This window comes from Saccharopolyspora griseoalba (assembly GCF_042665275.1).
Lineage (GTDB): Bacteria > Actinomycetota > Actinomycetes > Mycobacteriales > Pseudonocardiaceae > Saccharopolyspora > Saccharopolyspora griseoalba.
In genome coordinates, this window is sequence record NZ_JBHTCJ010000003.1 from 72,614 (window position 1) to 87,375 (window position 14,762).

General features: G+C 73.1%; 11 protein-coding genes. 3 read left to right on the forward strand and 8 right to left on the reverse strand.

Annotated features, from left to right (window positions below; all coding sequences use genetic code 11):
• Positions 1-134: 134 nt before the first annotated feature.
• Positions 135-2,606, forward strand: coding sequence for a PEP/pyruvate-binding domain-containing protein (locus tag ACFQRI_RS06900; protein WP_380665698.1), 2,472 nt, complete (start codon positions 135-137; stop codon positions 2,604-2,606).
• Between the two features lie 18 nt (positions 2,607-2,624).
• Here the strand turns inward: ACFQRI_RS06900 and ACFQRI_RS06905 are convergent, their stop codons facing one another.
• The 3 genes from ACFQRI_RS06905 to ACFQRI_RS06915 all read right to left on the reverse strand — a co-directional run bounded on the left by ACFQRI_RS06905 (position 2,625) and on the right by ACFQRI_RS06915 (position 8,268).
• The gene (locus tag ACFQRI_RS06905) at positions 2,625-3,353 is read right to left on the reverse strand and encodes a DedA family protein (protein WP_380666410.1); all 729 of its coding nucleotides are present in this window, start codon (positions 3,351-3,353) and stop codon (positions 2,625-2,627) included.
• 197 nt (positions 3,354-3,550) lie between these two features.
• Complete coding sequence (locus tag ACFQRI_RS06910) at positions 3,551-5,566, reverse strand: ABC transporter permease (protein ID WP_380665700.1); 2,016 nt, start codon at positions 5,564-5,566, stop codon at positions 3,551-3,553.
• A gap of 5 nt (positions 5,567-5,571) precedes the next feature.
• Positions 5,572-8,268: an MMPL family transporter gene (locus ACFQRI_RS06915; protein WP_380665702.1), complete on the reverse strand. Its 2,697-nt coding sequence runs from the start codon at positions 8,266-8,268 to the stop codon at positions 5,572-5,574.
• Between the two features lie 127 nt (positions 8,269-8,395).
• Between ACFQRI_RS06915 and ACFQRI_RS06920 the strand changes: the two genes are divergently transcribed.
• Entirely contained in the window at positions 8,396-9,046 is a 651-nt protein-coding gene (locus ACFQRI_RS06920; protein WP_380665704.1) for a TetR/AcrR family transcriptional regulator, read from the forward strand.
• Positions 9,043-10,044, forward strand: coding sequence for an endonuclease/exonuclease/phosphatase family protein (locus ACFQRI_RS06925; RefSeq protein WP_380665706.1), 1,002 nt, complete (start codon positions 9,043-9,045; stop codon positions 10,042-10,044). Before ACFQRI_RS06920 ends, ACFQRI_RS06925 begins: the two co-directional genes overlap by 4 nt.
• Positions 10,045-10,105: 61 nt before the next feature.
• Here the strand turns inward: ACFQRI_RS06925 and ACFQRI_RS06930 are convergent, their stop codons facing one another.
• The 5 genes from ACFQRI_RS06930 to ACFQRI_RS06950 all read right to left on the reverse strand — a co-directional run bounded on the left by ACFQRI_RS06930 (position 10,106) and on the right by ACFQRI_RS06950 (position 14,598).
• Positions 10,106-10,414, reverse strand: coding sequence for an antibiotic biosynthesis monooxygenase family protein (locus ACFQRI_RS06930; protein WP_380665708.1), 309 nt, complete (start codon positions 10,412-10,414; stop codon positions 10,106-10,108).
• Positions 10,415-10,491: 77 nt separating this feature from the next.
• On the reverse strand, positions 10,492-12,435 hold the full coding sequence (locus ACFQRI_RS06935; RefSeq protein ID WP_380666412.1) for a YhgE/Pip family protein: 1,944 nt from the start codon (positions 12,433-12,435) through the stop codon (positions 10,492-10,494).
• A complete protein-coding gene (locus ACFQRI_RS06940) occupies positions 12,435-13,061 on the reverse strand; it encodes an ATP-binding cassette domain-containing protein (RefSeq protein ID WP_380665710.1) in 627 nt (208 codons plus the stop codon). Before ACFQRI_RS06940 ends, ACFQRI_RS06935 begins: the two co-directional genes overlap by 1 nt.
• Before the next feature lie 131 nt (positions 13,062-13,192).
• A complete protein-coding gene (locus tag ACFQRI_RS06945; protein ID WP_380665713.1) occupies positions 13,193-13,696 on the reverse strand; it encodes a 2'-5' RNA ligase family protein in 504 nt (167 codons plus the stop codon).
• Positions 13,696-14,598, reverse strand: a complete 903-nt coding sequence (locus ACFQRI_RS06950) for an HhH-GPD family protein (RefSeq protein ID WP_380665715.1) — start codon at positions 14,596-14,598, stop codon at positions 13,696-13,698. The genes ACFQRI_RS06945 and ACFQRI_RS06950 overlap by 1 nt, the downstream gene beginning before the upstream one ends.
• Positions 14,599-14,762: the final 164 nt, after the last annotated feature.

The following is a 14,762-nucleotide window of genomic DNA, read 5'->3' on the forward strand; positions in this document are numbered from 1 at the left end:
AGTCCGACTCCCGGGGAGCAGTCGTGTTCCACGGGGGTCCCCCGGAGCGGTGTGGAGGCGTAGGCTCCGGATAGGTGTGCCGGGAAGTCTGGTCGGCGAAGTCAACGAGGACCCGAGCGGGAAGGAAGGCTTCGATGGACCGGCGGAGCGCAGCGGCGCGCGCGAACGTGATCGCGCTGTCCGAGATCGACCCCGGCATGCACGACCTGGTCGGCGGCAAGGCCGCGGGACTGGCCGAGCTGATCGCGGCGGGGGAGCGGGTGCCGGCCGGGTTCTGCCTGACCACCGAGGCCCTGGCCGACGGCGAACTGCCGGAGGGCGAGCTCGCCGAGGCCTACGCCGCGCTGGGCGGCGGGCCGGTGGCGGTGCGCTCCAGCGCGACCGCCGAGGACCTGGCGGAGGCGAGCTTCGCGGGTCAGCAGGACACCTACCTCGACGTGCGCGGTGCCGAGGACCTGCTGCGCGCGGTGCGCGACTGCCGCGATTCGCTGTTCACCGACCGCGCCGTGGCCTACCGCGCGGCCAACGGCATCGCCGAGGACGACGTGCGGATGGCCGTCGTGGTGCAGCGCATGATCTCCCCGCGCGCCGCGGGCGTGCTGTTCACCGCCAACCCCCTCACCGGCTGCCGCACCGAGGTGGTCGTGGACGCGGTGGCCGGGCTGGGCACCGCGGTGGTCGACGGTTCGGCCAATCCGGAGCACCACGTCCTCGACGGATCCGCGCCCGAGACCTCGGGCGGCTGCCTGACCGGGGCGGACCTGTCCGCGCTGCGCGCGGCGGCGGCCCGGATCGAGCGGCACTTCGGGAGCCCGCAGGACGTGGAGTGGGCGATCGACTCCGACGGCGAGCTGTGGCTGCTGCAGTCGCGCGCGATCACCACGCTGTTCCCGATGCCGCCGGACAACGGCAGGCCCGCGCCGCGCGCGTACTTCGAGTTCGGCAACATGCAGGGCCTGCTGCGCCCGTGCACGCCGATGGGCATGTCGGCGATCAAGGTCGCCTGCGCGCTCTACTTCGGCATGTTCGGGCGCACGGGCGACCCGGTCGACGGCACGCCGGGGTTCGTGGACATCGGCGGCAGGCTCTACGGAGACCTGACCGGGATGATCCGCAGCAGGTGGACCCGCGGGCGGCTGCCGGAGTCGATGTCGATCTACGGGCCGCGGATGGCCGAGATGACCGAGCGGCTGCTGGCCGATCCGCGGTTCGCCGCCCAGCCGGGTCTGCCGTTCCGGCCGACGCTGCGCGGCATCGTCAAGTTCAAGACCAGGGTTCTGCTGCCCGCGCTGGTGGGCATCCCGCGCGCGTTCGCCCGCCCGGCGTCCGCCCGCGAGCGCGCGTTCGCCGCCACCGAGCGGCTGCGCGCCAGCGCGATCGCTCCCGCCGGGATGACCGCGGCCGAGCGGCTGCGGTTCGCCGAGCAGGTGCAGCGGCACTTCATGGTCGGCCGCGACGTGGACGGGCTGATGTGGCCGCTGTTCGCCGGGATCCTGGCCGGGACGCTCCCCTCGGCGCTGCTCAAGGGAGTGGCCTCGGAAGCGGAGCTGAACACCGTGCTCGGCGGGCTGCCGCACAACGTCACCACGCAGATGGACCTGGGGCTGTGGCGGCTGGCCGAGGGCATCGACGAGCGGCATCGGGAGCTGTTCGCCGAGACGCCGGCCGAGGAGCTGACCGCGATGTACCGGGAGGGCGCGCTCCCGGAGATCGGGCTCGCGGAGTTCCTGGCCGCCTACGGGCACCGCGCCGCCGCGGAGGTCGACATCGGGGTGCCGCGCTGGGGCGAGGACCCGACCCCGGTGTTCACCACGATCGCGAACTACCTGCGGATCACCGACCCCGAGATGTCCCCGCAGCGGCGCTTCGAGCGGGCCGCCGCCGACGCCGAGGCCAAGCTGGAGGAGCTGGTGCGCCGGGCCCGCCGGACCCGGCCGATCCGCGGCAGGCTCGCCGAGTTCGCGATGCGCCGCAGCCGCGAGCTCACCGGACTCCGCGAGCTGGGCAAGTTCGGCTGGCTGCACGTCCTGGCTTCGATGCGCGAGCAGCTGCTGCTGGTCGGTGCCGAGCTGGCCGAGCGGGGGCTGCTGGAGCGCGCCGAGGACGTCGTGTTCCTGGACCTGCGCGAGGCGCGCGCGGCGGTGGCCGGGGCGGACCAGCGCGAGCTGGTCGTCCAGCGGCGCCGCACCCACCAGCGCGAGCTGCGGCGCACCCGGGTGCCGATGGTGGTGCTCTCCGACGGCACCGATCTGGAGGCCGCCGCGCCGCCGCCCGCGGCCGAGCCGGGCGCGCTGCTCGGCATGGGCGCCGCGCCGGGCGAGGTCACCGGCCGGGCCAGGGTGGTGCGCGATCCGGTGGGGGCGCGCCTGGAACCGGGCGAGATCCTGGTCGCGCCGACCACCGACCCGGGCTGGACGCCGCTGTTCATGACCGCGGGCGGGCTGGTCACCGAGACCGGTTCCCCGGTGGCGCACGGGCCCACGGTGGCCAGGGAGTACGGCCTGCCCGCGGTGATCTGCGTCCGGGACGCCACCACGGAGATCCGCACCGGCCAGCTCATCTCGGTCGACGGGGCGACCGGCGTCGTGCGCCTGGTGGAGGAGTAGCCCGGGTGATCCGCCGGGTCAGTCGATCCGGCGGATCTCCTCGGTGGGGGATTCCGAGACCGGCACGCGGGCGAGCTGGATCGTGGGGGCCTCCGCCGCGGCGCGCTCGCGCCGGTTGTTGCGCACCCGCACGGCCAGGAACACCGCCACGGTCAGCAGGGAGGTCAGCACGACCGCGCGGGAGAGCAGGCCCGCGTAGTGCTCCACCAGGTGCCAGTTCTGCCCCAGCAAGTAGCCGGCGATCACGAACGCCGTGTTCCACACCAGGCTGCCCAGGGTGGTCAGCAGCGCGAAGGTGCTCAGGCGCATGCGCTCCACGCCCGCGGGCACCGAGATGAAGCTGCGGAACAGCGGCAGCATCCGGCCGAAGAAGACCGCCTTGGTGCCGTGCTTGGCGAACCAGGCCTCGGTCTTGTCCACGTCGGACAGCTTGATCAGCGGCAGGCGTGCGGCCAGCGACCTGGTGCGCTCCCGGCCCAGCTTCGCGCCGACCCAGTACAGCGCCAGCGCGCCGAGCAACGAGCCGAGCGTGGTCCACAGGATCGCGCCGATAAGCGACATGCCGCCCTGGCCGGCGGTGAAGCCCGCCAGCGGCAGGACCAGCTCGGAGGGCACCGGCGGGAACAGGTTCTCCAGCGCGATGATCAGCCCCGCGCCCGGTCCCCCGAGCGCTTCCATCACGTTCACCACCCACCCGGCGAACCCGGTCGGTTCGGTGGAAGCGGCGGCCGGTGTCGTCAGTTCCATGTTCGGGATCTCCGGTGAGGCGGGCTGGAAGGTCAAGTCCGTCCCCACCCATCCTCCCAGCCCTCAACCCCAACACGCCCGAAAGCGGAGTGATCTCCACCACGCACCGCGCGAGCGGCGCGACCCTTTTCGCATCAGAGGTCCCCGCGCGCAGCGCCGCGCGCGGGGACCTTCGACGGAACCGGGAAGTGGCTGGTCTACCAGGCGGTTCGGCGGACCGTCGGGGTCGGGAGCGTGCGGCGGAGGTCCCTGGCCGGGACGGTGCGGGCCCGGTCCACGGCCAGCGCGAACACCAGTACCCCCGCGACCAGCCAGCCGAGCAGCTGCGCGATGCCCCCGGCCGCCCCGGTGCCGCCGGTGACGATCGCGGACAGCGCCTGCACCGCGCCCCGGGTGGGCAGCAGCGCGCCGACGGTTTCCAGCACGCCGGGCACCGTGGAGATCACCCCGGTGGCCGCGGCCAGCACCAGGACCGCGATCGACACCACCCGGCCGATCGACCCGAGGACCGCCACCAGCGCCTGGTTGACCGCCACGAACGCCAGCGCCGCCAGCAGCGTCACCCCGGCGAAGGCCGCCCAGGAGCCGAAGCCCAGCCCGAGGAACGGTGCCAGCGCGGCGCTGACCGCGATCGCCGCGACCGTCGCCACCGCGGCGCCCGGCGCCAGCGAGCTCAGCACCAGCCGCCAGGTCGACTTCCGCGAGGTCGCGGCGTCGCCGGGGATCGCGCGGGTGACCGCGTAGACGCCCAGCGCCGCGGTCCAGAACGCGATGGCCACCAGCAGCGCGATCAGCGACTTGCCGAAGCCCGGGAGGCTCGACTCCAGCGCGGCCGGGCTGGCGGCCACCTCCTTGAGGTGGGCGCGCTCGGCCTCGTCGTAGTTCGGGATGTCGTCGACGCCCGCGCCCATCTGGTCGGCCATCTGCCGGTTGCCCTCGGCGACCTGCTGGCTGCCCCCGGCCAGCTGCTGCGCGCCGGAGTCGAGCTGCTGCACGCCGCCGTGGAACTGGTCGAGCCCGCCGGCGAGCTGGCCGCTGCCCCCGGCCAGCTGCTGCGCGCCCGCGTTGAGCTGCCCGATGCCGTCGACGAGCTGCTGGGAGTTCTCGGCGAGCATCCGGTTGCCCTCGGCGACCTGCTCGGAGCCGTGGGCGAGGCCCTCCATGCCCTGCTTCATCTGCTTGGCGGGCTGCTGGATCTGCTGCTTGAGCGAGTCCAGCGCGCCCTCGCGCTGCTGCAGCGCCTCGGCCTGCTCGCGCAGCTTCCGGCACAGCTCCAGCGACGTCCCGGACGGCGCGCACCGGTCGGCCAGCTGGGCCAGCGATTCGGCGGCGCTGGACTCCGTGGGCATCTTGTCGGTGACCGTGATGATCTTGTCGGCCAGCGGCACGAACTGGTCGGCCATCTGACGGTTGCCCGCGGCCACTTGCTCGGCGCCGTCGGCGAGCTTGTCGGTCTGCTCGGGCATCTGCTCGACCTGCGCGTACAGCTGGCCCAGCCCGCCCGCGAGCTGCTGCGAACCGCCGGCCAGCTGGTGGGCGCCGTCGGCGAGCTGCCCGGAGCCGGTGGCGAGCTCGGAGGTCCCGCCCGCGAGCTGCCCGGCGCCGTCGGCGAGCTGGTCGCTGCCGTCGGCCAGCTGCCGCGCCCCGTCGACCGCGCTGCCCATCTGGTCGTGCATCTGGGCGAAGCCGCCGTAGAAGCCGTCGAGCAGCTGCTCGACGATCTGCCGGTTGAACCTGGCCACGCTCTTGCGCGCCGCCGCGTCGACCGCGGCCGCGTCGGCGGGGTCGGCCGCCGGGGACGTCCGCACCCGCACGTCGGCGCGCGTGGCGTCCATCGGTTCGCCGGTCATCGCCGAGGCGGTGTTGCTGGAGAACTCCTCGGGGATGAACACGGCCGCGGCGTAGTGGCCGGAGGCCAGGCCGTCCTCGGCGTCCGAGGAGTCGGTGATCTGCCAGTCGTAGCCGGTGTCGGTGCTGTTGACCAGCTTCGCGGCCATCTCGCGGCCCAGCGGCGCAAGCTGCCCGTCGATCTCGGTCGGTTCGTCGGCGTTGACCACCGCGACCTTCGCCGAGCCGTGCGCGGACATCGGCGCCCAGAACGCGAAGCCGAGCAGGCCCACGATCAGCACCGGAACCAGGATCAGACCTAACCAGGTGCGCTTGCCCACCGAGCCGCCGGCTCGGCGGGTCGCGCGCGTGAACGGGTTCAGCACTTGCCTCAAACCTCCAGGAGACGACCGGCCGCCGGAGCCTCGGTCCGCGCGGAGAGCCGCAACGAGCTCGACCGGTCCGCGGGCAGCAGACCGTCGGTGAGAGCGGGGTTCTGGTGCGTGACCACGAAGGTCACGCCCGGGGCCGACGCGATCAGGTCGGCGATGTCGGCGCGCTGCCGGCCGTCGGCGACCGCGTCCAGCTCGTCGACGAGCACCAGCGGCACGCCCTCGTCGATCGCCGCGGCGATCTCGGCGGCGGGCGCCGCGGAGTCGCGGCAGCGCACCAGCTCGGCCCGGGGGCGGACCGCGCGGGCGCGCTGCGGCAGCAGGTACCCGAGCACCCGCAGGTCGCCGCGCACCGCGCGAACCCGGCCGCCCAGCGCGTGCAGCAGCGCCGAGGCCTCCGCGTTCGAGCCGGCGACCGCCAGCACGCCGCCGGGGCGCAGGGCGATGTTCACGTTGCCGACCACCGACTCGCCGCGGTCGTCGTGCGCCGCCAGTCCGCGCGCGCTGATCACCTCGTCGTTGCCCGGCCAGCCGGCCAGCCGCAGCTCGTGCTGCAGCGCCTCGCCCTCGACGTCGAGCTCGGGCAGCTTGCGGGCCAGGACGCCGGGCAGCCACCAGGCCTTGTCGCCCAGCAGCGCCATCACCGCGGGCACCAGCGTCATGCGCACCAGGAAGGCGTCCACGAACACGCCGACGGCCAGGCCGAAGGCGATCGGCTTGATGTTGCTGTCGCCGTGCGGGACGAACGCCGCGAACACCGCGATCATGATCACCGCGGCGGCGAGCACGACGGGGGAGACGTTGGCGAACCCGGACTCGATGGCCCGGCGGGCGTCGCCGTGCTTCGAGAAGTCCTCCCGCATCCGGGAGACCAGGAACACCTCGTAGTCCATCGCCAGGCCGAACAGGATCGCCATCAGCAGCAGCGGCAGGAAGCTGATCACGCCGCCGACGTGCGAGATGTTCAGCGGACCGGCCAGGTGGCCCTGGTTGAACACGAACGCGGTGGCGCCGAAGGTCGCGCCCACCGACAGCAGGTAGCCCAGCGCGGCCTTGATCGGCACCCACACCGAGCGGAACACCATCGCCAGCAGCACCAGCGTCAGGCCGACCACGATGATCCCGAAGGGCAGCAGCGCGTCGCTGAGCTTCTCCGAGAGGTCGATGCCCACCGCGGTCATGCCGGTGACCTTGATCCCGGAGCCGTACTCCTGCTCGAAGTGCGGGCTCATGTCGCGCAGCCGGTGCACCAGGTCCTCGGTCTGCGGCGCCTCGCCGCCGGTGGTGGGCACCACCTGGATGATCCCGGTGTCGATGGTCTCGTTCGGGGTGGCCATCGGGACCGCGGCCACGCCGGGCAGCTCGCGGATCTCGTCGGCCATCCCGTTGATCATGCCCAGCGGGTCCTTGCTGCCGATGACGTCGGCGGTGACGATCAGCGGGCTGTTGTAGCCGGGGCCGAAGTGCTCGGCGACCGCGTCGTAGGTGTCCCGCGCCGGGGTGCCCACCGGCTGCGCGCCGGCGTCGGGCACCGACAGCCGCAGGTCGGCGGCCGGGATCGCGCACAGGCCGAGCCCGGCGACCACGACGACCACGGTCAGCAGCGGCGCCTTGGTGACCGCGCGCACCCAGACCAGCCCGAACTTCCGGCGCGGCCGGGTGCTGCGCGGTCGCTCGGGCCGCAGCCGCTCGCCGGCGAAGGCCAGCAGCGCCGGGATCATGGTCAGCGCCACGCCGACGCCCACCGCGATCGCGACCCCGGCCAGCACGCCCATCGTGGTCAGGAACGGGATGCCGGGGACCGCCAGCGCCAGCAGGGCGATGATCACCGTCATCCCGGCGAAGATCACCGCGGATCCGGCGGTGGCCACCGAGCGGGCGATCGACTCGCGGACCTCCACGCCCTCGGCCAGCTGCTCGCGGTGCCGGGAGACGATGAACAGCGAGTAGTCGATGCCGACCGCGAGGCCGAGCATCATGCCCAGCATCGGCGCGGCCGAGGACACCGTGGTGAACGCGGTGCACAGCAGCACGAAGGTCATCGACACGCCGACGCCGACCAGCGCGGTGATCAGCGGCATCACCGCGGCCACCAGCGAGCGCAGCATGAGCAGCAGCACCAGCAGCGCGATCACCACGCCGACGGCCTCGGTCATGCCCACCGAGGGCACGTTCATCGAGAAGACCTCACCGCCGACGTGCGCCTCGCTGCCCGGGCCGAGCCGCTGCTCCAGCTCGCCGGTCTCGCGCACCAGCGCGTCCTTGGCCGACTGCGGGACCTGGGTGGCCTGCGCCTCGAACTGCGCGTTGATCAGCGCGGTGCTGCCGTCCGGCGAGATCTGGTCGTCGACGATGTCGGCGAACGGGTTCATCACCGCCGAGACGCCGTCCCAGCCCTCGATCTCGTGCACCGCGTCCTCGACGGCCGCGCGGGCCTGCGGCGAGTCGATGCGCTGCCCGTCGGGCGCGGTCACCACCAGCTGCGCGCGCGAGCCGCTCATCTGCGGGAAGACGTTGTTCAGGTGGTCGAGCGTGTCCTGCGACTCGGCTCCGGGGATCTCGAACTCGGTCTCCATCCCCTGCTGGAAGAACGCCGCGCCCGCGCCCAGCACGGCCAGCAGAGCCAGCCAGCCGACCAGCACCCAGCCTCGGCCGCGGACCACGGCCCGCGCTAACCGGTAAAGCAACGAAGACAACCGGAACACTCCCGCACGCGCTCGATACACGGTGTATGCGATGCAGACTGTATAGTTCCCGAGATCCACCCAGCTCGTGACCACGGGCAACTGTGAGCCGAAACACCAAGCGGGAGAATTGGTGACCATGACCGGTCAACCGCGCCAGCGGGAAACACGGCGACGCGCGGAGACGCGGCGACGACTCGTCGACGCCGCTCGCGAGGTGTTCGCCGAGCACAGCATCCGAGACACCCCGGTCGAGCTGATCTGCGAGACCGCCGGGTACAGCCGAGGGGCGTTCTACTCGAACTTCGACACCAAGGAGGACCTCTTCCTCGCCGTCTACGAGGAGGAGATGGCGCTGCGCATCCAGCGCACCCAGGACATCGTCGACCAGGTCATCGCGCTGGGCATCGAGGACGAGCGCGACCTGCACGAGGCCATCGTCAAGGTCGGCGCCGCCTGCGCCGAGTCGCTGATCGCCGACCAGAACTGGTACCTGCTGGTCACCGAGTTCCGCGCGCACGCGCTGCGCGATCCGCAGCTGCGCGAGCGCGCGGGCGAGCACCTGGAGCGGCTCAACGATGCCGTGGCCGATCTGATGCTGCGCGCGCTGGACCGGCTCGACCTGCGCATCGTGGTCGACGCCAAGGACGCGGTGCGCGCGCTGACCTCGGTCTACGAGGCCGAGCTGGAGCGCACCGCGTTCACCGGGGTCAAGGCGACCACGCAGAGCGCCTTGTTCACCGAGATCTTCCCCAGCATGGTCCGCAGCTTCATCGAACCCCGCGAATGAGCTCCGATCCGCACGGCAGGATGGTCGGCGTGGAGGACGAGGAGTTGCCGCGCAAGCGCGGCGGTGGCTGCGCGACCGCGCTGCTGACCCTGCTGACGCTGGCGCTCTGCGGCTGGGCCGCGCTGTCGCTGGCCTCGCTGGACCGCGACCGCTACACCGTCGCGGTGGCCGCGCTGACCCAGTACGCGGTGGTCGCCGGCGCGGTGCTGCTGCTGATCGCGCTGCTCCTGCGGCGCTGGCTGAACGTGCTGGTGGTGGCGCTGGTGGTCGCCGCGCTGAGCTACTACGTGGTTCCGCGCGCGCTGCCCGACGAGGTGCCGCCCGCGGCGGGCGCGCCGCTGAAGGTGATGTCGTTCAACGCCTACCTCGGTCGCGCGGACGCCGAGCGGATCGCGGCCGAGGTGCGCCGCAACCGGATCGACGTGCTCAGCGTCCAGGAGCTCACCCCGCAGCTGGTCTCCCGGCTGGAGGCCGCCGGGCTGTTCGCCGAGCTTCCCCACCGGGTGCTGCACCCGGGGCCGGCGGGGGAGGGAACCGGGATCGTCTCGCGGTACCCGCTGCGCGAGCTCGGCGAGATGCCGGAGACGGTGCTGGCTCAGCCCTCGGCGCTGGTGGACCTGCCGGGGCGCGACGTGGAGCTGACCGCGGTGCACGCGTTCTGGCCGATGGGCGAGTCCGGCACCGGGACCTGGGAGCAGGACCTGCGCGCGCTTCCCGGACCGTCGCGCACCGACCGGGCGCGGGTGCTCGCCGGCGACTTCAACGCGACCCTCGACCTGACCCGGATGCGGGAGTTCATCGGGCGCGGCTACACCGACGCCGCGGCGGCGACCGGGCAGGGACTGCTGCCCACCTGGCCGTCCGGCTGGTTCCCGCCGCCGGTGACCATCGATCACGTGCTCACCTCGGGCAACATTCGCCCGGAGCACTACCGGGTGCTCGACGTCCCGGGCAGCGATCACCGGGCGGTGCTGGTCACCCTGCGGGTGATGCCCTGAGTCGGCGGTCGGGGGCTCGTCGCGCGGACGAACCCCCGACCGCCGGGCCGGGCGCCGGAGATCACTCCTGCGGCTTGGACTCCTGGATGAGCTCGAACTCCAGCAGGCTGGAACCGGTGGCGACCGGGTTCTTCGCCTCGCCCGCGTGGGCTTCCTTGGCCGGGCCGCTGGCCCAGGCCTGGAAGGCCTCCTCGGACTCCCAGCGGGTGTAGACGAAGTAGCGGTTCTCGCCCTTGACCGGGCGCAGCAGCTCGAACCCGAGGAATCCGGGCGCGCTGTCCACCGAGCCGTGCCGCGCGGCGAACCGCTTCTCCAGCTCCGGCCCGGAACCCTCGGGCACCTCGATAGCATTGATCTTCACAACGGCCATGCCGCCACCCTACGAGCGTCCCGCCCCGCGCGCCCGCGCCGCACGGCGGTGCCGCGAGTCGCGCGGGCGGTCGCGGGTCAGGCGAGCTCCAGCTGCGGGTGGAGCCGGCCGATGGTCCACATCCTCCTGCGTTGCACCGCGATCGTGGTGGCCAGCAGGAAGACGACCAGGATGCCGCCGAGCACCACCGCGTCCCGGACCAGGTGGGCGGTCAGGCCTCCGGAGATCGTCACGCGCAGCCCGTCGATCAGGTAGGTCATCGGCAGGAACGGGTGGATGGCCTGGAAGAACACCGGGCTGGTCTCCATCGGGTAGAGCCCGCCCGCCGCGGTGAGCTGCAGGACCAGCAGCACCAGCGAGATCAGATCGCCGATGGTGCCCAGCGTGGTGCGCAGGAAGTGGTCGATGGCGGTGAAGGCCACCGCGCCGAGCGCGATCAGCCCGATGGTCCACCACAGGTGCACCGGGGCGAGCCCGAGCCCGTAGTCGACCACCACGAACAGCAGCATCCCGCCCACGACGCCCAGCCCGGCCGCGGGCAGCAGCCCGGCGAGCGCGATCGTCCAGGCGTTGACCCGATCGGCCAGCGCGCGCGGGTTCACCGGCCGCAGCAGCAGGTAGGCGAACAGCCCGAACACCCACAGCGCGATGGCGAAGAAGAACGGTGCCAGCCCCCGGCCGTAGACGTGCGCCGGGTTGAGGTTGCTGTTGCTGAGCTTCGCCGGCGAGCCGAGCACGTCGGCGGCCTTGGCGACCTCGGTCGGGTTGGTCGGCGGGAGTCTGCGCAGCGCGTCGTCGACCAGCTTCTGCAGCTGGGTGGACCCGCCGTTGAGCTGGTCCGCCCCGGTGCGCAGCGTGTCGCTGCTGGCGGTCAGCGTGTCCATCCCGCCGTTGATCGCGCTCGCCCCGGCGGCCAGCTCGCCGGTGCCGGTGCGCAACGTGTCCACCGGCGCGGTCATCGACCAGACCCGCTGCTGCAGCGGTCCGATGCTCGACTGCAGCGCCAGCGCCTGCCGGTTGGCGCGAGTCGCGTCGGCCAGCGCCCGCTGCGCCTCCGCGTCGGCGGAGCTCGCGCTCTCCGACGCGCGCCCGGCCGCGCGCAGCGCCTGCTGGTACGCGGGGTCACCGCGCAGCTGCGGGTACCGGTCGCCGAGCTGGCGCACCGCGGAGACACCGTCGGCCGCGTCGCGCCGCACCGAGTCGGTGGCCGAGGAGATCCCGGTCAGCGCGTTGACCGCGACCTCGCTGGCGTGCACCAGCTCGTTCACCGCGTCCGGCAGCTGCCCGGCGGCGAAGTCGGCCATGTCGTTCAGCCGCGCGTCCAGCTGCTCGACCGCGCTCGAAACGTCCTGCGCGCCGCGGGAAACCATGCCGGTGCCGTCGCGCACCCCGGCCAGCCCGCGGCGCAGCCCATCGGTGCCCTGCTGCGCGAGCTCGGTGCCGCCCACCAACCGCTTGGTGGCCTCGGAGGCGGTGGTCAGCCGTTCCCGGATGCGGCCCATCTCGCCGTAGAGCGCGCGCGTGTAGCCCGCGTGCGCGGCGGCGTTGATCTCCTCCTGCAGCCGGGTCTGCACGGTGTCGGCCATGATCCCGACGATGTAGCCGTTCGCGTCGTTCTTGACCATCCGCACGTGCGCGCGCTGCGGGTCGCCGTCGGCCGCGGCGGCGAGCTTGGCGCTGAAGTCGCGGGGGACCTCGATGCTGAAGTAGAAGCGACCTTCCTCCAGGCCGCGCCGCGCGGTGCCCGGCCGCACGAAGTGCCAGGCGAACACGTCGTTGGCCTTGAGCCGCTCGACGAACATGGCGCCCGCGTCGATGTGCTCGCCGCGCGCGTCCACCGGCTCGTCGTTGTTGACCACCGCGACCGGTACCTGGTCCAGGCGCCCGTAGGGGTCCCAGTTCGACCACAGGTACAGCGCGCCGTAGAGCAGCGGGATCGTGATCAGCACGATCGGGATCAACCTGCGCAACCGCCCGCGGAAGCGCCGCAGTTCCAGCCAGGCGAGCCGGATCGCCTTCATCACTCGGCCAGCCTGATCACGTCGGCCCCGCCCGGGGGCGGATCGGTGGACGAGGCGATCACCGTCATGCCGATCCGGGTCAGGTCGCGCAGCACCGCCCACACCCGGGCGCGCTGCTCGGCGGGCAGCCCGCGCTCGACGTCGTCGACCACGATCGCGCCGGGCGCGCCCGCCACCGCCAGCGCGACCGCGAGCAGCAGCTGCTCGTCGTCGGGCAGCTCGCCGATCAGGTCGTGCGGGTCGAGGTCCAGCCCGACCAGCGCGAACGCGGAGTCGATGGTCTTGGCGTTGGCGTCGCCGATCAGCTTGCGCTCGGTGATCGTCTCGCGCACCGTGTGCCACTCCTCCAGCTCGCAGCCGGGGCGGATCCGCGCCGGTCGCACCAGGCCGCGCACCTTGCGGGCCTTGCGCGGCAACCGGTGGCCGTCGACCTCCAACCAGCCCGCGACGGCGCGCATCCGCCCGGAGAGCACCAGCAGCGCGGCGGTGCGCCCGGATCCGCCGGGCCCGGTCACGGCCGTCAGCGAGCCGGGTTCGACGCGCAGGTCGAGATCGGAGAACACCAGCCCTTCGGGGCCTTCGGCGGCGACGCCCTGCCCCAGGATGCTCACGCCGTGGACGTACATCCGCATCCTCCCCTCGGTGCGTCCAAAGTGGCCGCTACCGGGAAGATCGGCAACCGGAGATCGACCACCGGACGCGCCGGGTCGCCTTTTGATGAGAGAAGGCGACGTCCGATGCGGAAGGGGACCCGTGCTCAGCGCACGATCTCGGCCTCTCCGGTGCGGGTGTCGATCACGCCGAGCTCGGCGACCGCCGCGCGCACCGGTTCCGGCGGCAGCAGGGCCGCGAAGCCCTCGGCCAGCTGCCGCTCGGAGATGCCCCGGGCGAGCGGCAGGCAGGGGATCCATGCGCCCGGGAAGTAGTAGGCCGACGGGCTGCGGACCTTGCCCGCCAGCACGTCGTGCACCGCGGAGTGGACCGCCAGCAGCTCGGCGTCGACCACCGCGCCGAGCAGCAACGACCGCTCCTCGCCGGGCAGCGTGCCCAGCGTTTGCAGCCACAGGTCGGGGATGGACAGCAGGCGCAGCTCGGCGCGCAGCGCCTTGCGCGCCGCGGCCGGGATCGCGCCCGCCGAGGCCAGCACCAGGTTCGGCCGCTGGTCGCCGACCGGGACGCCGGCGTCGGACAACCGCCGCCGCAGCCGCCGCAGCTCCCGCTCGGACTCCTCGTCGAAGAAGAACGCCAGGGCCTCGGCCATCAGCGCTCCCCGGGCAACGCGAAGCGCCCGTCGTCGGTCTGCTCGACCAGGCCGTCGACCAGCAGCGAGTCCAGGCAGCGATCCCGCTGCCCGGCGTCGGACCACACCGCGTCGAGGCGTTCGCGCTCGACCGGGCCCTCGGAGCCGCGCAGCACGTCCAGCAGCTTGCCGCGCACCTGGCGGTCGGTGCCGGCGAACTTCTGCACCTTCTTCGGCGGTCCCGCGTAGGCCGGCCGGCCCGCGTGCTGCCAGGCGCAGTCGGCGGCGATCGGGCACTCGGCGCAGCGCGGCGAGCGGACCGTGCACACCACCTGGCCGAGCTCCATCAGCGCTGCCGACAGCCTCGCCGCGGTGGTGTCCTCCTCGGGGAGCAGCGCTTCGACGTCGGCGAGGTCGCGCTTGGTCGAGGGCGGTCCGGCGTCGCCGGCGCCGTGCACGGCGCGGGCCACCACGCGCCGGACGTTGGTGTCGACCACCGGGGCCCGCTTCCCGTAGGCGAACGCGGCGACGGCGCGGGCGGTGTAGGTGCCGATGCCGGGCAGCGCGAGCAGCACGTCCACGTCGGAGGGCACGACGTCGCCGTGCTCGGCGGCGATCCGGGCGGCGGCCTCGTGCAGCCGCAGCGCGCGGCGCGGGTAGCCGAGCTTGCCCCAGGCGCGCAGCACCTCGCCCTGCGGCTCGGCGGCCAGGTCGGAGGGGCGCGGCCAGCGCCGCATCCACTCCTCCCAGATCGGTTGGACGCGGTTGACCGGGGTCTGCTGCAGCATCGTCTCGCTGACCAGCACGCCCCAGCCGGTCACCCCGGCGGACCGCCAGGGCAGCGGGCGGGCGGTGCGCGCGAACCAGTCGACGAGCTCGTCGAGGTCGAGCCGGGTGTCGGCGGAGGTGGTGGGACTGTTCATGGCGATGCCGATCCTGCCAGGCGCCCCGCGGGCCGCCGCAGCAAGCCCGAGTCGATCACGTTGGGTGATCCGCAAACCTCGACCATGCTGGAACCAGAATACCCGCGACCACCTGCGACGATCGCGCCGTGGGCGAATCCGAGGGGGAGAACGCGGGGGAGTGC

Excerpts from the sequence above, each read along its gene's own strand:
- ACFQRI_RS06925 (WP_380665706.1), top strand. The coding sequence starts at position 9,043 with ATGAGCTCCGATCCGCACGGCAGGATGGTCGGCGTGGAGGACGAGGAG.
- ACFQRI_RS06900 (WP_380665698.1), top strand. The coding sequence starts at position 135 with ATGGACCGGCGGAGCGCAGCGGCGCGCGCGAACGTGATCGCGCTGTCC.
- ACFQRI_RS06920 (WP_380665704.1), top strand. The coding sequence starts at position 8,396 with ATGACCGGTCAACCGCGCCAGCGGGAAACACGGCGACGCGCGGAGACG.
- ACFQRI_RS06950 (WP_380665715.1), bottom strand. The coding sequence starts at position 14,598 with ATGAACAGTCCCACCACCTCCGCCGACACCCGGCTCGACCTCGACGAG.
- ACFQRI_RS06940 (WP_380665710.1), bottom strand. The coding sequence starts at position 13,061 with ATGTACGTCCACGGCGTGAGCATCCTGGGGCAGGGCGTCGCCGCCGAA.
- ACFQRI_RS06935 (WP_380666412.1), bottom strand. The coding sequence starts at position 12,435 with ATGAAGGCGATCCGGCTCGCCTGGCTGGAACTGCGGCGCTTCCGCGGG.
- ACFQRI_RS06905 (WP_380666410.1), bottom strand. The coding sequence starts at position 3,353 with ATGGAACTGACGACACCGGCCGCCGCTTCCACCGAACCGACCGGGTTC.
- ACFQRI_RS06945 (WP_380665713.1), bottom strand. The coding sequence starts at position 13,696 with ATGGCCGAGGCCCTGGCGTTCTTCTTCGACGAGGAGTCCGAGCGGGAG.
- ACFQRI_RS06930 (WP_380665708.1), bottom strand. The coding sequence starts at position 10,414 with ATGGCCGTTGTGAAGATCAATGCTATCGAGGTGCCCGAGGGTTCCGGG.